Genomic DNA, 23985 nt, shown 5'->3' with positions numbered 1-23985 from the left:
CGATAGACGGCAAAAATATTACGAATGAAATTTTTCAGATTTTGCTCGTAATATATTTCCAAGATGTGTCATAAGCTGTTTTGAATCAGTATGTAAGAGCAGGTATCCATATCCAGCGAGTAACGGCAGCAGCCAGAGTACGGCATGAACCAGAAGCGCATAAGCGGCCGAGCCGGCTGCGGAGTTGCCCAGATAATCCATGGCGCGGGCCGTAGCGTAATCAAAGGTGCCCATATATCCCGGCGCGCTGGGGATGGCCGTTGCCAGGGTTCCCGCCGGGAAGGCCAGCCACGCGGCAAGATGGTTGTCCACGGACGGCAAGGCCAGGGCGGCAAACCAGAAGACAAGGCCCTCCGTGACCCAAGCGAGTACGGACCATAAAAGAAGGCGAGCCATGGTGCTGCCCCTGGAAGTATATTCCAGCAGCGCGAAAAATTTTTGAAATTCAGTACGCAGGATGGTGCCGGCTTTTGGGAAAAGTCCGGCCGCAAGCTCGGCCAGTCGGAAGAACAGGGGTTGGAACACAGGGGGGAAAACAAGCAGCAGAAGGAAAACAGCTATTCCGGATGCAACCAGAATGCTTCCGCTGATTCGCAAGAAGTCTGGAGCTTCCGCCCGGAAACAGATCAAGGCAAGGCCGAGAAAGGTCACCAGCATGAATACTTCCAGCAACCTTTCCGCAAAAAGGGCTGCGCAGGATGTGGTCGTGTTTATTTTCAGGGCCTGGTTGAATGCGAAAATACGCAATATATCACCGGCTCTGAGGGGCAAAATATTATTGGCTGCCGCGCATAGCATCAGCGGCCCGGCGCAGGTGCTCCAGCGCAAATCCGGATTGGCGTGAAGCAGGCTGATTCTCCAGCGCTCAGCCCTGCATGCGAAGCTGATGAAAAAAAAACAACGGCTATGCCCAATACCTTGATATTTGTATGGGACAACATGACGTATAATTCTTTGATGTTGATATTCTGAATAAATATCAGCATCAAAGATAACGTACATAAAAATCCGCATATAACCTTTATATTTTTCATTTTAATGCGGATAACTTCCATTGAATATCTCCATATAGCGCAATTTCTTTTCAGAAATGCCTATTTTTCTGGGCATGGAAAACAACCTGTCCTGAGCGCATTGCACAGGCTTAAAGCATCCTTGCATTCCAATAGCAATGGTTTTGATGACAGGGATATTGAAGACTTCCTGGGTCAGGTTGACGAAAATAATATTCGTCTGCTCGATATTGTTTTGTATAAATTGAACAGTCTTCTGGAGATCCTCATCGATACTGCCGGTAGAATGATTTTTGATATCATGAAAATCTATGTATAAGCTTTCCGGAAACACATCTGTCTGCATAAATTGGTATAGACTGAACACGGAAGATTTATTCAGAATAAGATCCGCAGTATAAGGAGAGCGAAAACAAAGATTTTCCTGCTGTTGCTGGCTCGGTGAAGAAAGTTTTGCCTCGGTCAGGGAGCGGCTCAGGGCGATCAGCGGGTCAAGATTGGCGCCATAACCGCAGCAGGCAAAATTGACGTAGTCTTTTTCGTTGACCAGCCAGGTCCGAAATACCGGTATGTCCAGGTCGTTGCGCAGGTAGTTGATGATGACCTGATAACCGGCATGCTGTATTTTTTTTATGATTTCCTGCAAACTGGAGTCCGGTATGGATTCCGGACGTACACGGGAAGGTGTTACGGCATTGGCCTGGTAGATCATCCAGGAATCGTGTTCAATGGTTTCATACAACCCCTGCAGAATTGCGTCTTCCATGGAGGTGCCGGCAGCCAAGCCGCCGGATGTAGTGGGGTGAAAATTGCCGAGAAAGAGATTTTTGGTGAGATATACCATGGATGCCGGCACCAATAACGGCCGCTGCGTGCTCAGAGAATACCCCCAGACCCAGTCTATGGGCATGTTTGCATCAAATCTGTCCAACCCGTAATCGCAATAGACCGTGCCGATCTTGGCTTCCACATTGACGGCCATGTCTCGGACTTCCCTGTAGGAAGCCCTGACCATTTCCACATCCCCGTAATAGTCCGCGCATATTCTCTCGATCAGTTCAAAAGATCCGGACAGAAAAGCCTGCTCCGGACTCAGCCCCTTTCCCCATTGATTTTTATGGGCGATGGCAAAAGGGAAATCCGCCCGGTAAAATTCTTCAATTTGGGTACGGAATGTCGGCAAAATTTTATCCAGCGGGCCTGCATTGAGTTGCTTGACCGTAACGGCCAGGCCGAGTCTGTCGAAAGCCCTGTCAATGATTTTTCTGGCTTCTGCGCCGCTAATTGTGCGCATGCCGCCGTCCGTATGCCGGACTTCGGATTTTTTCAGGCTGATGCCTGTCAGGGCCGGTAAAGCTTCGGGCCTGCCCAGAGTCAGTTTTTGATTGAGGCCCGAGCATGCTGGGCACACGGTCAGAGCCGCAAAGGAGATTTCCGTGCAGGCGCAATTGCCGTCCAGCGGAATGCGGACCTGGCGTCTGAGATATTGGGGGCAGATGTTTTCCTGCAGAACTCTGTACAGCTCCGCCAGAATCAGACCGGCCGCCCACGCGACAGCCCCGGTTTGGGATGGACCGGCGGGCAGCGGCCAGGCTTCAGTCATTTTCAGTGCGTCGCTGAAAGACAAACTCAGCGCATTGTTCTTGTGCATAAAGTTGAGCCTGTGCTGAATCAGGCAGGCATAGCACGGACTTTTCCACGGAACGACCGTAGGCCCCAACATCAGATGCTTTCCGTTAAAGTAGGCGAGCAGGAAAGGAATGCGCAGGTTCAGGCAGGCCTGATTCAGGGCGGCCAGGTGTTGCAGCGGGGCTGTGTCCGGGCAGAAGACGGCCCCTGTGTGTCCGCCGGTTTTCAGCTGGTGCTCAAAAAATTTGACCCATTGTGTATAGTCGCCGTCCGTCTCGCCCGGCAGGTCCGTCTTGTGCAGCCTTGCGGAAAAAAAATCAGGGACCGTGTTTTTTACAAGAGATAGGAGCGCTTCGGCCAAAACGCCGTCGCCGATGAAGAGCGGGGGATTTTTTTGCAGGATATCGTGGAAGGATGCCGGATCGATTCCCTCATTTCGGAGCGTGTGCGTAAAACTCTGTCCGTTTTTGCACACCAGAACTTCCGCGCGAATGAGCGTGTTCAGAAAATGCTCCAATGCGGAAGATGGATATGTGCCCGCAAATGCTTGCACGACATCCCGAAAAATTGCTGAAGGGCCGATATGGGAAAGAATATCGTCCAAAAGAGCGGTATTGCATGTCAGTTTTTTAATTTTTCCATTCACGGCAAGGACGATGAAGTCAGAGCTTTTGTTCAGGACGGACACATAAGGACTTGGGTACAAAACGGATTCCTGCTTGTTCATGAATTTCTCTAATGGGATGTTCTGAAATATGTACTGCTTGATGTTTATGAATAAGGGATGGGAGCTGCATTCCATGCTGCTGCCTGAGCTCGGGCAAAGCCGAGGCGGGCCGGCAGAGTGCGCAGACGCGGCAGCCCCAGGGGCGGGTACGCGGTCGGGGTATTGGGGATCATGCCCGGAACGCAGACCCGCACCACCCATAGACCTGTTTCCGCGATATCCGGCGTGGTCAGGTTGACTGCAACGGGTTCCAGACCGGTTTGCACAAGCATCTCGGTAATTATTCTGAGCATGACTTCCGGGGACCGATGTTCCGGGCCTCCGGGTAAATCAGCCAGAGCAACCCGTTCCTTTGGTTTTCGGATGGGGTACAGGTTGTCCCAATATTCCGCCGAAAGATAGGCTTGCAGATTGTGCAGCACATGTGTGCCCGGGGCCGCCGTTGGTTTGTCCATGTCGGGGGGGAACAGGCCTTTTCGACAGAAGTGTGCGATATTGCCCTGCCGGCCGCGTTTCAGGTCCAGGGCCAGCAGCCAGGTTTGCGCTGCTTCGCAAAAAGCCTTGTGCAGCGCCATTTCCGCCTGGAATCTGGCCGCGCACCCGCCGCTGGCTACCTGTGCGTTGGTATCCACCAAGAGACAAAAGATAACCGGAACCTGGATATCGGTTTGAAGCCAGAGGAAAGAGACTTCGATGTTTTTATTGCGCGTGATAAAGGTCTGCACTGTTTCGGGCAACGAGGCTGCTATGCCCGGCATGGGCAGCGCATTCAGCCACCAGGTCATCATCGCGTCCCGTTCGATAATTTCATACAGGGCGGCCAGAAGGGCTCCGCTCAGATTTGTCCCGCACGCCACTCCCGGATGTATATTGGGGACCGTCAGCTGTTCATCCGGATGGCGGTAGGCATTAAAAACCATGGCGGACGGCAGATAGCATGTGCCGTGGTCAACCAGGCTTTGTCCTGCGATCCAGTGCAAAACAGAGCTGCGCTCCGGCCTGCAAAACACAAAGCCAGGGCTTTGATATTGTTCGTCGGTGAACAGGCGGAATTTTTCCGGGGGCAAGGCCCGCACACCGGCCTGTTCCAATTGTTGGAAGGTCGCCTTTTGCTGGGGGTGCATGTCCGAGAGGGCGGCGCAATACCTTTCAATGCCTTCTCCCAGTGATGCCCACCAAGCGGATATGCCGTCCAGAGCGGTTCCGGTGGAGGCGAAGTCGTTGCGATTCGGGCCGAAACGACCAGTATCACACAGGGCGGTCATAACATAGTGCAGAGGCGGCTGATCCGCGTTACGCATGAGAGCGCTGATCTGTCTGATGATCCCTGTTTTGGAGCTGAAGAGTTTTCTGATCATGGTGCGGCTTTATCCTCTGGTGAGTTTTCAACCGTACGGCATGGGTGCGGTTTCCAGCTGGGGTTCTTTTTTCCCTTGAATCCCAGATATTCCGGCACGGTGTACAGACGCGGATTGCCCAGGTAGGGCCAGGCGGTCACACTGTTGGGGACCAGACCGGGCACCAGGGCGCGGGTCACAAAAAAACCCAAATCAGCAATATCCGGCAGGGTGATATCCACAACGAGGATTTCCAGCCCTTTGCGTTGCAGTGCGTCGATATACGCCGCAAGCTGTTCAGCCGGATCGACATCGAAAGGCCTGTGCCCGGGCCGGGGAAAGAACACCTCGTCCTGATTGGAGCGTACGGTGTCCAGATACCGGAAATTATCCGGATCGGCATAGAATTGCAGGTTCATGTTGAGTTGGGTCATTGTGGCAAAGCCTTCCGTTTCCGCGCGGGCGTATTGCTCCGCTAGGGAATAGTTCAGCACCTTCTTGCCCAGACGGGCATTGAGTTCCCGCACTCCGGATCCATCTCGCAGAGACAGCACACCGAGCCGGTTCTGCAGGCATTCACAAAGAGCCTTAAAGGCGGCCTGTTCCGGGGACAAGCGACAGCCGAATCCCCCATTGGCGATGTGATGAAACGGATCCGTCAACAGCCCGAAAAAACAGGGAATATTGATATCTGTAGTGATTTCCCATAGTTCAAGGTGGAGTCCTGAAAATTCAAAACGCTCTTCCAGAATTCGCTTAAACCATGAATCGGGTAGGGGCTTGCTTTTAGGGCAGGGTAGCTGGTTGAGCCACCAGATCATCATGGCGTCCCGTTCGATCACTTCACACAAGGCCGCGAAAAGGGCTCTGCCTGCCGTGCGCCCACATCCGGTGCCGGTGAAGTTGGTCGGACAGATTCGGAGCTCTTGAGCTACAGGCTGGTAATTTCCATAGATCAACCCTGCCGGGACAAATTTTTCCGCTCCTTCGGGGAAGGAGTGGGCCTGGACCCAGCGCAGGGGCGTGTCCTCGGTAAAGGGGGCAAAGGGAAAATTCGCCTGCGCATATTGGCGCGCCGAAAAAAGGGGATATTCTTCAGGGTGCAGGGCGGAATGCCCGGCCCGGGTCAGGTTGCGCCAGGTCGACAGGGGCAGGTCGTCAGGAACGATGCTGAAGCAATAATCTTCCAGGGCTTCGCCCAGAGCCGCGTTGGCCGCGTCTTCCGCCGTGAGCCCGACCCCGGTACTGGAGATCCCGCCCAGAAAAGGCATTACGCGTTGTGTTCCGGAGATCTCGGTGATGTCGATGAAGAACTTCGGTTCGTGCGCTCCCCGCATCAGGCCGGAGCAGGTTTTAATGACCCCGGTCTTGCTGTCCACCAACCTGTCGGCCATTTGGGAGGGCCGGTATCGGGCAAAGCGCATCATGCCTTCTCCAGAAAGGGCCGCACCATTGCTCCCTGTTTGTCCGCACGCCCGCACACCGGGCAGCGCGGGAGTTTGAGCACCGGATGCAGGTCGAACACAGATGTCAACAGGTTGACGCTGAGCTGTGCGCCGTAGGTCAGGGGCGGGGTCAACCCGCTTAAATCCTTGACGATTTCCAGAGCCGTCAGCCCGGCCAGCAGATCAAGAGAAGGAACCAGGTACCCGAATCCGGCTTCGGCCGGATCCGCCTGATGCAGATAATTGTCCAGGGCCAGATATTCCTCATAGTGATCCACATTGGATTTGACGCGCAGGTCGTAGCATTTCCAGCAGGCAAGCTGCCGGGGAATGACCGTGGGGCCGACCGTGCCTTCGTGTCCGTCCAGGGCGCACCAAGTCCAGGTCAGCCGGTGTTCCAGGCAGGCTTGGTTGACCCATTGCAAAAGTCGGGGCCGGGGGGTTTCCAGACATACCACGAGATAGTCCACCCCTTCCAGGTGGCGGACAAAATATTCTGGGCCGCTGATGGGTTCGGCAACGCCTTGCCGGCACACCGTTTGGCTCGACTGCGCAGGCGTTGAGAAAACTTCGGCCCGAAGTCGCCCCAGATCTTCCGGCGCGAAAAGCAACCCCTGCTGAAAATCTTCCTGTTTCACCGGGCGATCATCCAGCCCCACAATTTCCCCTACGCCGGCGCGGGTCAGGGAAGCGGCGACGCGCGCTCCTAGGGGGCCCAGCCCGCAGACCGCCACGCGCGCCTGTCGCAATCTGGCCTGTTGTTCATAGGGGTTGGCTGCATAATGGGAAAAATATGTGAGTTGCGGTCTGTAGCCGTCCATCTCTTCCTTGCTCACGGACTCCGGAGGCATTACGGCCGCATCTTCAATCACTCTGCGCGCACTCAATGTCTGCAGCAGGTTGCGGACGGATTCCGGAGCATATGCTTCGTCCAGTTTTTCCAGAATGGCGTCAATGGAATGTTCGCCGGTCAGTAAGGGAAGCAAGGCCTGTATCAGGGCCTGTACTGTTTCGCCGCGCAGGATAAAGGCGTCCGCGCCGGAGCGAAGCTGGATGCGGTTATCACTCATGGGAATAATGTGATAACTTGCCCGGATTCTGGGGCGCACAGGCAATTCCCGGGAAAGGCTCGTCACGATAGTCCTCCGTCTTCTTCAGTATTCTTTTGGTGTTGCCGGGCCGGCCGGCCGATGCTGATCGCATACAGGACGGATTCTTCCACACCGTCGACACCCAGAAAATCATTGACCGGATCATCCATGCAGCCCATGAGCACGCAAGCCCCAAGCCCCAGACCCGTTGCCGCAAGTTGGATATTCTGGGCCAGATGCCCCGCGTCCAGCAATACTCCGCGGTAGCCTCTTTCTCCGTACTTCATCTGATTGCGTCTGAAGGTAGCGGTGACAAACAGAATAAGTCCCGCTTGCTTCAGCCAGAAATTGTTGCTGTTTTGTATAAGCGGAATGATTGATTGCAGGAAATCTCCCTGCTTCAACTCTTCCAGAGCATGGTCGCGCACATTATAATGATAGAGGCCGGATTCCAGACTCTTTACCGTGCAGGCCAAAACATAAATATCCAGAGGGTAAAGGGCTCCGGCAGAAGGAATAGATCTGAGCCGTACAATATAGCTCCCTGTATCCAGGCTGCCGGTTTCGCCGTATGCGTAGAAGAGCAGTCTGCTTATATCCTGCATAGGCAAGGACACTGCATCATAATCACGTTCAGAACGCCTTGTACGCATAACTTCCCATAAGTCAGTCTTTTGTACCTGGCTTTCTTCATGATGCAGTGAAATCTGTGGGAGGGATGGATATATTTTGTAGCTTTGAGAACTGCGCTCATAAAATGCTTTCAGACTCATATATTCCAGTGTTGATGGCTTGGGGAGGTAGAGCCATGGGCGCATTTCGTAAGGAAAAATTTTGGTGTTTTCGTGATATATCTCACTGGAAATACAGCATGAGCTGTGATAAAATTTCAGATTCCGATCCAGTACAAAAAATTTGGATTTATAGATATTTCGTGTTTGAATCATTATTTACCGCCTGTAATATTATCGGCACGCTTCAGGTTAAATTGTTGTGAATTTACGGTACTCAATAAACAGCTATAGTGCAAAATAACTTTCTAATCAGTACCAACATTGGAGTTGTTGCCATGCAGCGGAACGCTCAGGTCTTCGACTTCTTCCAGTTCGATGAGCTCGAAATCCTCTATCATCTGCTCTTTCGTCATCCCAATCACCTCCTTATAAAACCGTATAGTCTGCTGAAACGTGCCGGATAGAAGTGCTGCGTGATTCCGCAGTCTTCGATGTGATCTATGTCTCATTGTTTTTGTCATGGCTAACAATTTAGTTTTTTCTTTAACGAAATAAGCTCAAAACCGGCTGGGTTAAGGGTGATGAAGGCATGGCAAGATGTCTGCAAAAACATAACAAACTATGTGGGATAATAGAGAGTTATTGACGATTTATGTCAAATTTTGTCGTGTCTGTCTGAGGCTGTAAAAAAGCAGGAGCGTTCAGAAGTTATAAAAAATTTGTAGAGGCTAATTATTTCAGTCATGGATATAGTCGGAATGGCCCGAAGGGATGGGGCCGGGACAAAGAAAAGTATTGTTGGATTGCAAAATGTTTCGGCAATTCTCATGGAGCGGATATAAGTTCGGAGCTGGCTGCGAATTTCAGGATGATTTTTTACGGCCGGATGCGTCAGGTGAGCGCCTGCCTCGCAACAGAGAAGGATGGACGCCGAAATATGCGGCAAAGGTTTTGGTGAAGTGGCTCTTGCTTTTATAGCCGACCATCTCGGCGATTTTGCCTATGTTTCTGGGAGTATCGGCCAGCAGGGCGAGTGCAAATTCCATCCGCTTTTGCATGAGGAAGGCATGAGGTGTCATCCCGGATATCTGCTGAAAGACGCGTTTGAAATGCGGGATGCTGAGGCCGACTTCCTGGGATAATTCAGGCAGGGCAGGGGGATTGTTCAGATTGGATTCCAGAATATTCTGTGCTTTCAGGATTGTATAAAGATGCCTGGAAGGTTTTGTTTGTTTCATGGAATAAAGATACGCCAATTTTTCTGCATGACAGGAAAGTAATTTGAGTGTCTCACATGTATAGAAAAAGTTTTTAAGAGGATGTTTGTCATCAAACGTCAGGATTTGATACAATGATAACTGCATAATTGGCGTAATTTCTCCTATATATTGTTCAAATATACTATTTATCCTTTCCTCATATAATGATTTTTTATCCTGTTTGTATTTTATAAAGTTTGCATAAATGTGTTCTGATTTTATAATTATCTCAATAAGTTTTATATTTTTTGAGAATAAACGTGTTGTTTTTATTTCAGACATTTCAGAGTCTATACATAAATATTGCATTTTGTAAATATAATTTCTGGCTTTTATATTATTGATAGATATTTTATATGATCCAGAAATTATGAATACAAAAAAAATTGATTTTTTTTCTGCTGATGAAGGAAAAAAATAGTCAGACAATAAGTTTTCATGATAAAAAATATCTATTTCTTTTGATTTATATATTACTTGGCATGAATGACTAGTTTTATTATTACAGTATTTATCTAAATTAAAGTATATTCTCATAGCCTATATTTACATATCAGGTGATAATCTTACGTCTGATGGCATTATTTTGTAATGTTCATAAAAAATTTTAGCAAAATAACTTGGGTTGCTGTATCCTACTGCATATGTTGCATCCGTGACACTCATTTTTTTTTCACTCAACAGATACATAGCATGTTCCAGACGTTTGATACGAAGATAGCCGTATGGTGTTGTGCCTGTAACCATTCGGAATGATTTTGTGAATCTGACAAGATCCATTTTCGCTTCTGCGGCAAGTGCATGAAAAGTTGGAGGGGATTCAATATTTTTTCTGAGAATCTTTTTCACGTTTTCAATACGCTGTATATCGATAGATGAAATTTTATTATTTTTATAAATTCCATGAAAAATATACATCAGAACTTTTATAGAAGAACCGAGACGATAAAGATTGTTTGAAATTGTGGAATTTATTATTTGGTAAAGTATTGGAATGATATCTTCTTCTATATTTTTTACTAATATAGTTCTTTTTAAATTTTTGAAAATCTTAAAAAAATATGGAATAACTTCTATTTCGCTGATTTTTTTTATCTTATTGAAAATAAAAAAAGGAGATACGTCAAATTTAAGTATGTCCGTATTTTTTTTAGCTATATATTCCAGTATATCATTACATGGAGGAACAGTTATGTAATAATTGGATGAAATTTTATACTTATTCATTCCTCCGAATGCATTTATTTTAAGCATTCCTTGTCCTGATAAAAAAAATAAAAAAGATATATTTTTTTCAGAGCATGGAAAAAATATAGATGATTTATTTTCAATAAGCTCTTTTTGTAATATTTTTATGTAAGAAATTTCTATTCCTTCCATAAAATAGACTTCATTTTTACTTAAGCATGTATTCATTACATTTTCTCCGAAAAATGTTGCTGTGATTTTTAACACCCATGATTTCAATATAATATATTGAAATATATGGAATTTTTAATTTTTACATACAGTATTTCCGAATTATAATTAGTTATTTCTAATTCTCTATTATCTCCTGCTAAGGAATGTCAATATATTAGGTTTATCTAAATAAATTTCGGCAACATGTTTATTATGGGCAAGGTCATAGTGGTATACTCGCAGAAGTCTTATCATGGAGATGCCGGAAATCAATTTGATAGAATAGTAGAAACGATTCGGCACAGAACACAAATGCACACAGACGTTGACTCGATTCAGGCCTCATTAATTGTAAAAATGAGGCAAGTTGGTTAATTGTGCTCAAAGGAGGATGCAATGAGCCAGATTTTCTACCTTTCCGCCGAACAACTGGAACGTATCAAGCCGTTCTTTCCACTTTCACACGGCATTCCACGCGTCGATGACATGAAAGTCATAAATACGGGGAAAGAGCCCGTGGACGCCATGATCGCTGTGGTGGACGAGGCTGGCGGCGCTGCGGTAATGTCTATCACGGTCTCAGCCAGGGGCATGTATGTGAATCTGGTCGATAATCTGGCCAGAGAGACCGCTGGCGTTGACCGTGTCGGCCCGACGGATCCTGATCCGAACAAGCACTGCTTCGTCATCGTCGAGCCCTATACGGGCTCCAAGAAGCTGACGGGCTTCGCCATGACGGGTAACGGCATGGAATCCATGGGCTACACCGTGCGCTGACCGGCGGCTTCCGGCTCACAGAAATGGGAAGAGAAATCTTCCCGTTTTTTTGATTGTACCATTCGCGCTTTTTCCCAAAAAATAAGCCCGGATGCACCACAGCCGGAAACAGCGCCGTATTTTTACCGTTGCTGTTTCCGGATTTTTGGGAGAAATCCCGGTCTGTGTGCCGCACAGGATACGACGCTGCAAGTGAGAGAATAATGATGATGACACTGCCGGGCCTGAGCAAGCCGATGGGAAAAGTTTTTGCGTGTATGGCGATGCTCCTGTTTTTCGGATCCTCTCCCACCGCGGCTATGGAAACGCCGGAGGAGGCCCTGGCCGGAATACAGCGGGCCGTGGACGGTAACGATCCGGTACTGCTTGAGAAATATGTGGATATGCGCGGTATTTCGGCCAGAGGCGTGGACCTGTTTGTGCGGGATTTCAAAGCCCGGCCTCCGGGCGGCGAAGGTGATCCGCTGCTGGAAATGCTGGCCATGAGTCTGGAGGGCGGGGATTCGGAGCAGGGCGCCCAGCCCGTGAAGCTTCTGCTGGCCGAGGAGGCCCGCAAGTTCGTGCTTCGCAATGTGGCTTCCGGAAACTTTTCCGGACGGCCGGTAAACCGGACCGACCTGCCCGACGGCGGGCTTTTTTCGGCCCTGTTTACCGATGTTTCCACGGCCCGCAAGGAACTGCGCTCCATACGCGTGCAGCGAAACCGGGAGGAGGCGAAAGCCACGGCGCGGCTGTACGATTTCGGCAATGAGCGGTCCTATCCGCTGCTTCTGCGTCTGAAGGCCCAGCCCGAAGGCTTCTGGAAGGTGACCGAGGTGGAGAACATGGCCGAACTCATCCGCATGATCCGTCAGGAGCCGGAGGAATAACCCGCGCGGGTATGCAGCGGCGGGCGGCCTCCGGCCGCTTCACACGTTCAGCTTGCCCCGCCGGTAGCGGAAAGTGTCTCTGGAGACGTTAAGCAGCCGCGCGGCCTGGGATTCATTGCCTCCGCTGAGACTCAAAGCCCGCTCGTAATAGTTCCGCTCCAGATTCTGAAGCAGGATCGGCAAATCCACTCCGGCCGGGGGCAGTTCCGCTTTCGCGGCGGAAGGCGGGGGCTCCGGAAGGCCCAGATCCCCGACATCCAGTTCCGGGCCGCCGGAGAGCAGGGCGGCCCGCTCCATCATGTTCCGCAGTTCCCGCACATTGCCGGACCAGGAATGGCCAAGCAGCGCGGCCTGGGCTTTTTCCGTCAGCCCGCTGAACTTCTTGCCGAACTTTTCTCCGAACTGGTGCAGGAAAAGCCGGGCCAGAGGGATGATGTCCTTCTTGCGGTGCGTCAGGGACGGCAGCCGGATGCGGACCACCGCCAGACGGTAGAACAGGTCCTGGCGGAAAAGCCCGTCCCGGACCATCTCTTCCAGATTCCGGTTGGTGGCGGCCAGAATTCTGGTCCGTACCGTGCTTTTGACCGTGGATCCCAAGGCGTAGAATTCGCCGTCCTGCAGAAACCTGAGCAGTTTGGCCTGGGCGCTCGGAGGAAGATCGCCGATTTCATCCAGAAAGAGGCTGCCTCCGGCCGCGTTTTCCACCAGCCCGGTCTTGCCCTTTCTGCCCGCGCCGCTGAAAGCGCCCGGCGCGTACCCGAACAGTTCGCTTTCCATCAGCTCCGCCGGGATGGCCGCACAGTTCACCGTGACCAGCGGCCCCTGGAAATTGGGGCTGCGGTAATGGATGGCGCTGGCGATGAGTTCCTTGCCCGTGCCGGTGTCGCCTTCGATCAGCACCGGCGTGTCCGGGCTGACGGCGACCTTGCCCACGGTCTGGACCACATCGGCCAGGGCCTCGCTCTCGGCCACGAAGAAAGGGACCTGCTCGCGCAGGGCCGCGTCCTGCAACTGACGGATTTCCTTGGCCAGCCGGATGGAACTGGCCGCCCGTTCCAGACAGCGTTTCAGGTCGTCCATGCGCAGGGGCTTGACCAGATAGTCGAAGGCTCCGCGCTTCATGGCCGCGATGACCGTGTCCAGATCCTCGAAGGCGGTGATGACGATGACGGCCGTGTTCTGCCCCCGGATGCCGTCCAGCACTTCCAGTCCGCTGATGTCGGGCAGGCCGATGTCCAGCAGCACCAGGTCCGGGGCCAGCTCCGGCAGAAGACGCAGGGCTTCGCGGCCGCCGGCGCAGGAAGTCACGGCGTACTGCCGGCCCAGAGCCATGGTCAGGCTGTCGCGGATGGATTCTTCGTCGTCGATGATGAGCAGGGAGTAGTTCATGCGTGTTCTCCGGTGGAGGCGGGAAATTCCAGGACGAACTCCGCCCCGCCGGACGGGCTTTCCCGGACATGGATGACGCCGCGGTGGTCGGCCACGATACGCTGCACGATGGACAGACCGATGCCTGTGCCGTCGGAGGCCGTGGTGTAGAAGGGATCGAAAATCCGCTCCCGGTCTTTGGGCGGGATGCCCGGCCCATTGTCCGCGATGGACAGCAGCACCCTGTCCTGAGACGGCCAGACGGCGAGGCTGACGCGTTTTTCTCCCGGAACCTGCCGCAGGGCACGGGAAGCGTTGTCCAGAATGTTGATGACGGCCTGCTCCAGCTGCATGCGGTCTCCCTGGATGGGCGGGACGGCGGCGAAGCGCGTGTCCATGGCGATGCCCGCCTTGCGCAGGGTCGAGGCCATGAGGCTTATGGCTTCCTGAACGGGCAGGGTCGGGTCCAGAAGTTCGAGCCGGGGCATGCCGGGCTTGGAGAAGTCCAGCACGCGGCGGATGACCGACTCCATTTTTTCCGCGGCCCGGCGGATTTTTTCGATGGTCGCCCGCAGCACGCCGGTGGATTCGGCGTCGGACAGGCCGGAGCAGATTTCCTCCATGGCGTAGAGATAGCCGTGGATGCCCGTGAGCGGATTTCTGATTTCATGGGCGATGCCCGCCGCCACGCGGCCCAGGGAATTGATCTTGTCCAGAAGCACGATCTGCCGGGCCATGCGCCGGGGCTCCGTCACGTCGGCCATGAACACGGCCACCCGGGTCACCTGTGCGGTGTCGCCGAAAACGGGGTAGAGATGCAGATCCAGGTCCCGATCCTGGCCGTGCTCCTCGATGGACTGGGCCTCGCCCGAGGTAAAGGCCAGCTTTGCCGAACGGCGCAGGGCCACGGCCAGGGCGCTGTCCACGAGGGCGTACAGATTCTGGCCGATGAGGGATTCGCGGTTTCTGCCCAGGCGTGTGGCCCCGGTCTCGTTGATGTCGAGGATGATGCCGTGCTGGTCCATGAGGAGCAGGGTTTCCGTGGGCGCGTTGATGAGCGCTCTGGCCTTGGCCTCGCGGTCGCGGATATGGGCCTCGGCCTGGCGGCGCTGGGCGATTTCAAAGCGCAGGTCGGTGGTCCGGCGGTCCACCTCGATTTCCAGCCGGGCGCGGGCCTTGCGGAGATCGCCCTCGGCGCGGATACGCTCGTGCACCTCGCGTTCGAGCTCGTCGTTGGCGGCACGCAGGTGTTCGGTTCTGGCCCGGACCGCGTCTTCGAGCTGCTCCTTGTGCCGGCGCAGCACATCCTGGGCTTCCCGGCGGCGGCGGTTGGAGGTGGTCAGAAGCGCCACCACGCCCAGAAGCAGGGCCAGGGCGGCCAGAGCCGTCCAGATGTAGCGCTTGTCGATATGATAGACCCGCGCGGCCTGGTTCAGAATCAGGCTGCCTTCGGGCAGGAGGCCGGGATCGATGCCGAGACGCTCGAGCTGGGGAAAGTCGAAAATATACCGGGCGGGCGTGTCCTGATCCACGGCAATTCCGTCCGGCGATTCGCCCCGGAGCACGCGCATGGCCAGAAGGGCCGTGCGCCGTCCTTCATCCCGGCCCTGAATCATCTTGCCGCCCACGCAGCCCGTGCCCATCTCGAAATCCCAGAACCCGTAGATGGGCACGCCGGTCAGGGCAGCCAGAAAACGGTTTTTTCCGCGGTAATCCACCAGTACGCCTTCTTCGTTGCGCATGACGCCGTGCACGAAGACGATCTGTCCAGGCCCCAGGCCATTCAGGCGTGCGCGCAGCTCCTGAGCGCCCAGATCATTCCAGTAGGTGAAGCGGATGCCGGGAAAATCCTTCTCCAGACCGCGGATGGCCCGGTCCGTGAGCAGATCGGTAATGGCCCTGTCGCCGCCGATGACGATGAATTCGCGGGTGTCCGGATGCAGGCTCAGCGCCGTGCGCATGGTCTCGGCAAAGGCCGGATTTTCGGAGAGGCCGGTGATGCCGCGCTGGCCGCCGAGCTGCTCCTGCCGGAAGTGGTTGACGCCGCAGAAGACCACCGGCGCGGAATGGAAAATGGAGTCCCGGTAGCGCAGGATGAAATCCAGGGCGTCGTTGTCCGTGGCGATGATCAGGTTGAAGGCGTTCCCCGAAAGCTTGTGGCGCAGCAGGGCCGCCTGGAGAGGCAGGTAGGTGGCATCGGTGTTGCGCCGGGTGTCCAGGTATTCCACCCAGAGCAGCGCTTCGGGCATTTCGTCCTGAAAGGTCCGGATGATGCCGTCGTTCAGGGTGTCGGTCCAGGACAGGCCGGGGTGGTAGGAATGCAGGACCAGCACGTTGGGCGGCGCGGCCAGGACCGACAGCGGGGCAAGCAGAAGGATGACGAGGAGAGCGCGAAGCATTGGTGCCGTGTAGGTCCAATCAGCCTTCTGTTCAAGCCCGGTTTCTTGACATGATCCGTGGATGGACATAACGACCGGCACTTCCTTGCTCGCCGCGAATACGGCGGGCTTTCACCCATAAGGAGGAACATTCATGACAGTCAGGTATGAGGAACTGCTCCTGCTGAGCCCGGAGCTGGGCATGGACGAATGCCAGGAAATCGTCGGCAACCTGAGCGCCGTCATCGAGCGCGAAGGCGGAACGGTTGTGAAGGTCGACGACTGGGGCGTCAAGGATACCGCCTATCCGGTACGCAAGTTCACCAGGGGCCGCTATATCCGGATGGAGATGGATCTGCCGGGCCGGGCCGTGGCCGAACTGGAGCGCAATGTGCGCATCACCGAAGGCATTTTCAAATTCATCACAGTCCGTCTCGCCGAGACCGCCGAGGAGGCCTAAGCCATGTCATTCAAGAAGAAATTCGCCCCTCGGAGAAAATACTGCCGTTTCTGCGAGAACCCCGAAATTCCACTCAATTACAAGCATCCCGAAGTACTGAATGACTTTGTGACCGACCGCGGCAAGATCATCGCCAGCCGGATCACGGGCACCTGCGCCAAGCACCAGCGGGCCATCACCCGCGAGGTCAAGCGCGCCCGCCAGATGGCGCTCATGTTCTACACCGCCACGCACAGCACGGACGTGCTCAAAAAGTCGAGAATCTAGGAGAGGTGGTCATGAAGGTCATTTTACGAGCAGATGTGGATAGCCTGGGCCGCCTGGGCGACATTGTCGCCGTCCGTCCCGGTTACGGCAGAAATTATCTGTTGCCGCAGGGCTTGGCTTCCCTGGCCACTCCCGGCAACCTGAAGGTTTTTGAACAGGAGCGCCGCAAGCTCCAGGCCAAGAACGACGCCATCCGGGCCGAGGCCACGGATCTGGCCGGACGGATTGAAGCGGCCAAGGTGGTGATCGAGGTCCGCGTGGGCGACGGCGATAAGCTCTACGGTTCCGTCACGTCTTCCCAGATCGCGGCTATTCTGGCCGATCAGGGCGTGGTGGTGGACCGCCGCAAGATACTGCTGGATGAAGGTCTGCGCTCCCTCGGCGAACACGAGGTGGGCGTGAAGCTGCATCCGGAAGTCACGGCCAAACTCATGGTCAGCATCATCAAGCACGGCCATGTGGAAGAGTCTTCCGGGGCCGAAGAGGCGAGCGCGGCGGTCGTAGAAGATGCAGCCGAAGACACCGCCGAATAAGTCCGGACAACGGACGCACACTCAGGAAGAGGCCTTGCAAAAGGCCTCTTCTGACTTGTTGCGCAAGCTGCCCCCCCACAATACCGAGGCCGAGCAGGCCGTACTGGGCGGCGTGTTTCTGCGCAACGACATCTTCCACACTCTGGTGGACACCATCTCTGACGAGGATTTCTATTCGCCGGCGCACAGGACCATCTATCAGGCCTTTGAGGAGCTTTACCGGCGTCGCCAGCCCGTGGATCTGGTCACCGCGGCCGAGTATCTGCAATCGCGGGGGCAGCTGGACGAGGTGGGTGGCACGGTCTATCTGGCCTCCCTGGCCGAGTCCGTGGCTTCGGCTTCCAACGCGGTCTTCCACGCCCAGATCGTTCGCGACAAGTCCGTGCGGCGGCGGCTCATCCAGACCTCTTCGGAAATTCTGACCAACTGCTTCGAGGCGGGAGAAGACACCGAATCCCTGCTGGACAAGGCCGAGCAGGAGATTTTTTCCATCGCCGAATCCAAGGGCAAACCGGCCTTCGTCAGCAGCAAGGATCTGGTTAACCGGGTTTTCGAGCAACTGGAGATGCGGGCCGGCCAGGGAGAGCTGATTACCGGCGTGCCTACCGGATACACGGATTTCGACCACATGACTTCGGGTCTGCAGAAGTCCGACCTGATCATCCTGGCCGCCCGGCCGTCCATGGGCAAGACGGCCTTGGCTCTGAACATGGGCATGCGCGCGGCCATTCATCACGAAGTGCCCGTGGCCGTGTTCTCCCTGGAAATGTCCATGGATCAGCTCATGATGCGCCTTCTGGGCTGTCACGGCCGGGTTGATCTGAGCCGCCTGCGCAGCGGCTACCTGAACGACGAGGACTGGAGCAGGCTTTATCAGGCCGCTGAAGATCTTTCCCGCGCACCCATTTACATCGACGACACGCCCGCCCTGTCCACCATGGAAATCCGGGCCCGCTGCCGCCGCCTCAAGGCCGAGAAGGGCGTGGGACTGATCATCGTCGATTATCTGCAACTCATGCGCTCCAGCCATCGGAGCGATTCCCGAGAGCAGGAAATCTCCGATATTTCCCGGAACCTGAAAGCCCTGGCCAAGGAGCTGGATGTTCCTGTCGTCGCTTTGTCCCAGCTGAACCGGAAGGTGGAGGAGCGCTCGGACAAGCGGCCCATGATTTCCGACCTGCGCGAATCCGGAGCCATCGAGCAGGATGCCGACGTCATCGTCTTCATCTATCGCGACGCGGCCTACAACAAGGCCGAGGACAACCCGAACAAGAACATCGCCGAGATCATCATCGGCAAGCAGCGCAATGGCCCCGTAGGCATGTTGCGTCTGGCCTACTTCGGCCAGTACACAGTGTTCGACAATCTGCGAGAAATGGGGCTGCCTTCGGAAGACGGCGGCGCATACTGATTTTTTGCTCCCACAACCCGTATCAGGAGTACGCCATGAACGCCTACTGTCCGGAAGAATTTTTTTCCCGCCAGGAACTTGATACTCTCCAGCTCTCCCGGCTCACGGACAGCGTGCGGCGTGCGGCCACATCGGAATTCTACGCGCGGCATTTCGCCGAGGCGGGCGTGACTCCGTCCGACATCCGCAGTCTGGAGGACGTCAGGCGTCTGCCGTTTACCACCAAAGACGACCTGCGGCGGGCCTATCCGACCAAGATGCTGACCATGCCGGTGGGAGACATGGTGCGCCTGCATGCGTCATCGGGCACCACGGGATCGGCCACGGTCATTTACTACACGCGGCGGGATCTCGAAACCTGGGCCGATCTGGTGGCCCGCTGCATGCATATGGTGGGCATACGCCCGGGTGACACGTTTCAGAACATTGCCGGCTACGGCCTGTTCACCGGCGGCCTGGGCATCCACTACGGCGCGGAGCGGCTGGGCTGCCTGACCATCCCCGCCGGTGCGGGCAATTCCCGGAGGCAGTTCAAGCTGTTGGAGGACTTCCAGGTTGCAGCTATTCACATCATTCCTTCTTATGCCCTGCATCTGAGCTCTCTTTTCGGGGAATACGGCATCACGCCGGAGCGCCTGCGACACCTGCGCATCGCTCTCATCGGCGCGGAACCGCATACCGACGGCGCGCGGCAGCGCATCGAGGAAGCTTTCGATCTCAAGGCCTACAATTCTTATGGCCTGTCGGAGATGAACGGCCCCGGCGTGGCCTTCGAATGCCAGGAGCAGGACGGCATGCACATCTGGGAGGATGCCTACCTCGCCGAAATCATCAACCCGCAGAGCGGTGAACCGGCGGCGGAAGGCGAAGTGGGAGAACTGGTCATCACCACGCTGTGCCGGGAGGGCATGCCGCTCATCCGTTACCGCACCCGGGACCTGACCCGTTTTCTGCCCGGAGAATGCGCCTGCGGCCGGGCCCATCGGCGCCTGGACCGGATTGTAGGCCGCTCCGACGACATGCTCATCGTCAAGGGCGTGAACATCTACCCCATGCAGGTGGAAAAAACCCTCATGAGCATGCCCGAGGTGGGACAGAACTACCTCATTGTGCTGGAACGCGACGGCTATCTGGACCAGATGCGGGTTAAGGTGGAAATCAAGAACGAGTTTTTCGTGGAAGACATGCGTGAACTGAAGCAGCTGCAGGAGCGTATTGGCGCCAAACTGCGCGACGAACTGCTGATCACGCCCCGCGTCGATCTGGTGGAAAGCAACTCTCTGCCTAAATCAGAGGGCAAGGCGCAGCGCGTGCAGGATCTCAGAAGCTGAAACTGTTTCTTTCTGGAAAATGAAGGAAGGGATGCGGAGGCATCCCTTTTTTTGTGGCTCATGGCAGAGCCCTTATATCTTCCTTGATCTGAGAAGAACGCTAACTCCATCCGAATACCAAGGCACTTCATGAGATGGCATGCTTGCTGTGGGCGAAAGGAAAACCAGAAGCCCTGGCTGACATAATCCTGATGCCCTTACCACGCTCGGTTTTATCAGTCAGATGGTCTCTTATTTAGCCAAGAGACAAGTTTCGCCGATAGCAAGGTGAGCAGGGTTGTAAAATCAACTGTTCTTTTTGTTTTTCTGCGACTTAGACTTCGGTTTCAACTTTTTACCGCCGTTCCCGTTCCCAAGGCCTTTCTCCATGGTGGCGCGTTTAAAGCCGTAATCAAGCAGTCTGGCTGTTTCCACCTGACGGCTCACGGAATTTTGCGCTCCCAGCACCACGGCCAGCAAACGGGTGTCCCCGCGTTTGGCCGTGGCCGTGATATTGTATCCCGACGCACAGACAAAACCGGTCTTCAGTCCATCCGCACCCTTGTACGTCCGCAGCAGAGAATTGGCGTTGCGGTGCGTGGCGCCATGATATGTGTGTGTGGTCATGGAATGGATGGACAGGGATTCCGGAAAGCGGCGCAGATAGCTCATGGACAATTTGGCGATATCCCTGGCCGTGGACAGCTGTCCGTGTGCAGGCAGGCCATTGGGATTTTTGAAGCGGCTGCTGGACATGCCTATTTTTTTCGCTTTGGCGTTCATCCGCGATACAAATCTGGAAGAGTCGCCCTTGCCCATATATTCGGCCACGGCCACACAGGCGTTGTTGGCCGAGACCACGCTGATGCCCTTGATCAGCTCCCGCAGGGGCACTTTTTCCCCGCGTTTCAGGCTCATGCGCGAGCCGCCGGTTCTGATGGCCCTGTCACTGATGGGAATGGCCGTGACGGGTGTGATCTTTCCCTGTGCCATGGCCTCACGCACAAGATACAGAGTCAGAACCTTGGTGATGGAAGCCGGAGCGATGGGCGTGTCCGGATTCTGTTCGTAGTAGATTTTTCCGTTGCTCATGTTGACCAGAAAGGCTGCTTTGACATTCAGGTGCAGATCCTTGTTCGTCTTTTTGGAATGTATCTTCGCTGCAGACGCTTTCTTTTTCTTCAGTCGCTGGGTCGTGATCGGTTTTTTCAGCGCCTTTCGGTCTACCTTCCCGGTAATGCCTTTGGCATCGGCCTGCGAGAGTTTCTTGCCCGTTGCCGCTGTTTTGGAACCCTTCGGTGTCCTTGTTTCTTGAGAATTTCCAGACCCTGCCGGATTGGCCTTCTGGACAGTCTTACTGTCCTTGCCGGGAGTCTTCGCCGCCTTGGGCTCCTGCTTGGCTGCTTTCAGTTTTCTTTGAGCGGGTTGTGTGTCTTTCTTTGATACCTTTGAATTCTTCTGGACAGATTGAGTATCTTTCTGAGGCGTTTTGGTCGCTTTGGACTCTTGTCTGGGTACTTCAGAGCCCTTCTGTGCAGCTTTGGGGCCTTTTTTGGATGTATTTGGATGTTTCTGGGTGATTTTTGCATCTTTTTGAGATGCCTTCGGAGCCTTCTGAACAGTTTTGGCGTTCTTTTGTGATGTCTTGGGAGTCTGGGCGGCCTTGGGGGCTTTCTGCGGGGCTTTGTCAGCCTTTTTCTTTCCACTTTTGGATGAAGACTTTGCTGCGGAAGTCTTCTTTTTCTCTTCTGGCGGCTTGCCCGGTTTCGGTGCGACGGAGCTTCGAAAGCTGTGTTTCTGCTCGGAGGCCATGACCGTTCCTTCCGGGATGGCCAGTGTCCAGCTCACTCCAAGAACGAGCAGCCACATGAACATCTTGAACAATTTCGTTTCTTTCATCTGTTTGCCGGTGAGGGTTTCAGATTCGGGCTTGGCAGGACGGAGGCACTCAGCCTTTTTCTCTGGCGATGCGGACGATGCGTCGCATCTGCCGGCAGAGTCCCATGAGCTGGTTGTACTCGTTCAGTCGCGGATTGACCCGGTTCAGGAAGCGTTTGATGGACAACATGAAGTAGTCGGGGTTGTCGGGCTTGAGGTAGTCGATGTCCAGCAGCGTCTCGCGGAGCTGATCGAAGAGAATCTGGCGCTCGTCATGGTTGATGTGGCGCTCCTTGGGATATCCGGCTATCTTGAAGGGTTTGGTCAGGGATTTCTTGAAGCATTCGTACAGTACCACCATCACGGCCTGGCTCAGGTTCAGGGAGGTCAGCCCGCCGGCGGTGGGGATGGTCAGCAGATGGGAACACAAGTCGGTTTCCTCGTTGGTCAGCCCTTTGTCTTCCGGCCCGAAAACCAGGGCGACGCTGGCTCCGTCGTTGCACTGAGCGATAATCTGCGGAGCGGCTTCCTCGGACGTCTGAATGGACTTGCGCCATCCGCCCGTCCGGGCCGTGGTGCCGTAGGAAACGGAGAAGGGAGCGAGCGCCTCGGACAGCGTGGGGACGATGCTTACAGACTCCAGCAGATGCCGGGCGTGATGGGTGGCCAGGGGCAGGGCTTTTTCCAGGTCCCATTTCCACGGATCGACGAGGATGATCCGGGAGCATCCCATGTTCATGCAGGCGCGGGCCACGGAACCGATATTCTCCGGATATTTAGGACGAAACAGTACGACGGCGATATGGTGCAGCATGAATGGTCCTGAAAATCGGCGCATTGAAAGACCGCGTGGGCGGCCGGAGCCGGGATATCCCGTTTCCGGGCCGTCCGTATCCGCGAACGGCGGCGTTGTCATCCGTTATGCTCGGCTCTCGGAAGCGGACAGCTCGTCGCACATGGATGGAGACACTTCCTCCGAAACGAGGAGAGTGCGGACTCAGTAGCGGGAGGTCAGATACGCGTGCTCCCGTGCTAGGTAGTTTTGCACATAGTCCGTCACGCCGTCCTCCAGAGACCGGAAGCGGACGTCGCAGCCGCGCACGCCCAGTTTGGTCAGGTCCGCGCAGGTATAATACTGATACTTATCCCGCAGGAATTCCGGCATGTCGATGTATTCGATGACCGGCTCCAGATCCATGGCCGCGAACACGGCCCGGGCCAGATCGTTCCAGGTCCGGGCCTGACCCGTTCCCACGTTGAAAATCCCGCCCACGCCAGGATTTTCGAGCAGCCAGCCGATGATCCGCACGCAGTCCTTGATGTACACAAAGTCCCGGCGCTGCTCGCCGTCGGCGTATTCCGCACGGTAGGACCTGAAGAGTTTCAGCCGCCCAGTCTGCCCGATCTGGATGAAAGCCTTGCAGACCACCGAGCGCATGTCTTCCTTGTGGTATTCGTTGGGACCGAACACGTTGAAGAACTTGAGTCCGGCCACGCTGTCCAGCAGCCCTTCCCCTTGCACCCACAGGTCAAACAGATGCTTGGAGTAGCCGTACATGTTCAGCGGTTGCAGGCTGTCCAGAGCCTCGTCGGAATCGTCGAACCCGCGGCCGCCGTCTCCGTAAGTGGCGGCGGAGCTGGCGTAGATGAACCGGGCGTTGCGCTCCAGAGCGAAGCGGCACATGGCTTTGGAGTATTCCAGATTGTTGCGGATCAGATAATCGCAGTCGGGCTCCGTGGTGGCGGAGCAGGCGCCGAGATGAATCACGGCCTCGATGCGGTCTTCCATGTAACGGGTTCTGGCCAGGGCCGGAAATTCGTCCTTGTGGATGTAGCGATGGTACGCAAGCCCGACCAGATTGCGCCATTTGGCGGTGGACGCCAGATTGTCCACCACGATGATGTCCCGGCGGCCCTGCCGGTTCAGTTCCCAGATCATGGCGCTGCCGATGAAGCCCGCGCCGCCGGTGATGACGATCATGATTCCCCCGTTGTTTCAGCGCGTTGCCGTAGCCGGAAACCGTTTTTCCGGCAAGCCGCCCGAACATCCGGCTTGGTTTTTACGTTGTCTTTGGATATTCAGAATTCCTTCAATCAT

The 23985-nt window shown here is 54.9% G+C and carries 19 protein-coding genes and 1 pseudogene; 7 read left to right on the top strand and 13 right to left on the bottom strand.

All coding sequences use genetic code 11. The annotated features are described in order from the left end of the window. Positions 1 to 18: 18 nt before the first annotated feature. The 8 genes from AXF15_RS13630 to AXF15_RS10640 form a co-directional block, all read right to left on the bottom strand. The gene (locus tag AXF15_RS13630; protein WP_211258978.1) at positions 19 to 1002 is read right to left on the bottom strand and encodes a lysylphosphatidylglycerol synthase transmembrane domain-containing protein; all 984 of its coding nucleotides are present in this window, start codon (positions 1000 to 1002) and stop codon (positions 19 to 21) included. A 33-nt stretch (positions 1003 to 1035) separates the two neighbouring features. Further along, entirely contained in the window at positions 1036 to 3369 is a 2334-nt protein-coding gene (locus AXF15_RS10670; protein ID WP_169793652.1) for a YcaO-like family protein, read from the bottom strand. A 44-nt stretch (positions 3370 to 3413) separates the two neighbouring features. Beyond that, complete coding sequence (locus tag AXF15_RS10665; RefSeq protein ID WP_066607185.1) at positions 3414 to 4727, bottom strand: YcaO-like family protein; 1314 nt, start codon at positions 4725 to 4727, stop codon at positions 3414 to 3416. Continuing rightward, positions 4724 to 6133 carry a YcaO-like family protein gene (locus AXF15_RS10660; protein WP_066607183.1) on the bottom strand — a complete coding sequence of 470 codons (1410 nt, stop codon included), beginning with the start codon at positions 6131 to 6133 and terminating at the stop codon, positions 4724 to 4726. The genes AXF15_RS10665 and AXF15_RS10660 overlap by 4 nt, the downstream gene beginning before the upstream one ends. Beyond that, entirely contained in the window at positions 6130 to 7287 is a 1158-nt protein-coding gene (locus AXF15_RS10655; RefSeq protein WP_066607180.1) for a TOMM precursor leader peptide-binding protein, read from the bottom strand. Before AXF15_RS10655 ends, AXF15_RS10660 begins: the two co-directional genes overlap by 4 nt. Continuing rightward, positions 7284 to 8189, bottom strand: a complete 906-nt coding sequence (locus AXF15_RS13625; protein ID WP_083517998.1) for a SagB/ThcOx family dehydrogenase — start codon at positions 8187 to 8189, stop codon at positions 7284 to 7286. Before AXF15_RS13625 ends, AXF15_RS10655 begins: the two co-directional genes overlap by 4 nt. 650 nt (positions 8190 to 8839) lie before the next feature. After that, complete coding sequence (locus AXF15_RS13620; protein WP_169793650.1) at positions 8840 to 9517, bottom strand: helix-turn-helix transcriptional regulator; 678 nt, start codon at positions 9515 to 9517, stop codon at positions 8840 to 8842. A 264-nt stretch (positions 9518 to 9781) separates the two neighbouring features. Continuing rightward, positions 9782 to 10651 (bottom strand): helix-turn-helix domain-containing protein, encoded by an 870-nt coding sequence (locus tag AXF15_RS10640; protein WP_083517996.1) that lies wholly within the window; start codon positions 10649 to 10651, stop codon positions 9782 to 9784. Between the two features lie 381 nt (positions 10652 to 11032). Between AXF15_RS10640 and AXF15_RS14615 the strand changes: the two are divergent. Together AXF15_RS14615 and AXF15_RS10630 are read left to right on the top strand one after the other, a co-directional pair. Then, a pseudogene (locus tag AXF15_RS14615) lies at positions 11033 to 11137 on the top strand (IS5/IS1182 family transposase); the annotation flags it as partial. Positions 11138 to 11670: 533 nt separating this feature from the next. After that, entirely contained in the window at positions 11671 to 12282 is a 612-nt protein-coding gene (locus tag AXF15_RS10630) for a hypothetical protein (protein WP_151192355.1), read from the top strand. A 39-nt stretch (positions 12283 to 12321) separates the two neighbouring features. Here the strand turns inward: AXF15_RS10630 and AXF15_RS10625 are convergent, their stop codons facing one another. After that, complete coding sequence (locus AXF15_RS10625) at positions 12322 to 13671, bottom strand: sigma-54-dependent transcriptional regulator (RefSeq protein ID WP_066607167.1); 1350 nt, start codon at positions 13669 to 13671, stop codon at positions 12322 to 12324. Further along, positions 13668 to 16049, bottom strand: a complete 2382-nt coding sequence (locus tag AXF15_RS10620; RefSeq protein ID WP_066607164.1) for an ATP-binding protein — start codon at positions 16047 to 16049, stop codon at positions 13668 to 13670. The genes AXF15_RS10625 and AXF15_RS10620 overlap by 4 nt, the downstream gene beginning before the upstream one ends. 133 nt (positions 16050 to 16182) lie before the next feature. Between AXF15_RS10620 and rpsF the strand changes: the two genes are divergently transcribed. From rpsF to AXF15_RS10595, 5 genes are read left to right on the top strand one after another with little or no spacing between them, the layout of a single operon-like run. Further along, entirely contained in the window at positions 16183 to 16488 is a 306-nt protein-coding gene (gene rpsF / locus AXF15_RS10615; protein WP_066607160.1) for a 30S ribosomal protein S6, read from the top strand. Positions 16489 to 16491: 3 nt separating this feature from the next. Continuing rightward, a complete protein-coding gene (rpsR, locus tag AXF15_RS10610) occupies positions 16492 to 16755 on the top strand; it encodes a 30S ribosomal protein S18 (RefSeq protein ID WP_066607158.1) in 264 nt (87 codons plus the stop codon). An 11-nt stretch (positions 16756 to 16766) separates the two neighbouring features. Further along, positions 16767 to 17288, top strand: coding sequence for a 50S ribosomal protein L9 (gene rplI / locus AXF15_RS10605; RefSeq protein WP_066607155.1), 522 nt, complete (start codon positions 16767 to 16769; stop codon positions 17286 to 17288). Next, the gene (gene dnaB, locus AXF15_RS10600) at positions 17263 to 18699 is read left to right on the top strand and encodes a replicative DNA helicase (protein WP_151192354.1); all 1437 of its coding nucleotides are present in this window, start codon (positions 17263 to 17265) and stop codon (positions 18697 to 18699) included. Before rplI ends, dnaB begins: the two co-directional genes overlap by 26 nt. A gap of 35 nt (positions 18700 to 18734) precedes the next feature. Continuing rightward, positions 18735 to 20030 (top strand): phenylacetate--CoA ligase family protein, encoded by a 1296-nt coding sequence (locus AXF15_RS10595; RefSeq protein WP_066607149.1) that lies wholly within the window; start codon positions 18735 to 18737, stop codon positions 20028 to 20030. Positions 20031 to 20315: 285 nt separating this feature from the next. Here AXF15_RS10595 and AXF15_RS14710 read toward each other — a convergent pair whose 3' ends face one another. From AXF15_RS14710 to rfaD, 3 genes are all read right to left on the bottom strand, one after another. After that, positions 20316 to 21821, bottom strand: a complete 1506-nt coding sequence (locus tag AXF15_RS14710; protein ID WP_257721638.1) for a D-alanyl-D-alanine carboxypeptidase family protein — start codon at positions 21819 to 21821, stop codon at positions 20316 to 20318. Positions 21822 to 21957: 136 nt separating this feature from the next. Further along, the gene (locus AXF15_RS10585; protein ID WP_066607142.1) at positions 21958 to 22701 is read right to left on the bottom strand and encodes an RNA methyltransferase; all 744 of its coding nucleotides are present in this window, start codon (positions 22699 to 22701) and stop codon (positions 21958 to 21960) included. Between the two features lie 183 nt (positions 22702 to 22884). Beyond that, a complete protein-coding gene (rfaD, locus tag AXF15_RS10580) occupies positions 22885 to 23868 on the bottom strand; it encodes an ADP-glyceromanno-heptose 6-epimerase (protein WP_066607139.1) in 984 nt (327 codons plus the stop codon). Positions 23869 to 23985 lie beyond the last annotated feature (117 nt).

It is taken from the genome of Desulfomicrobium orale DSM 12838, from assembly GCF_001553625.1.
Lineage (GTDB): Bacteria > Desulfobacterota > Desulfovibrionia > Desulfovibrionales > Desulfomicrobiaceae > Desulfomicrobium > Desulfomicrobium orale.
The sequence above is the reverse complement of the archived record's forward strand: the minus strand, read 5'-3'. Positions and strand labels throughout refer to the sequence as shown.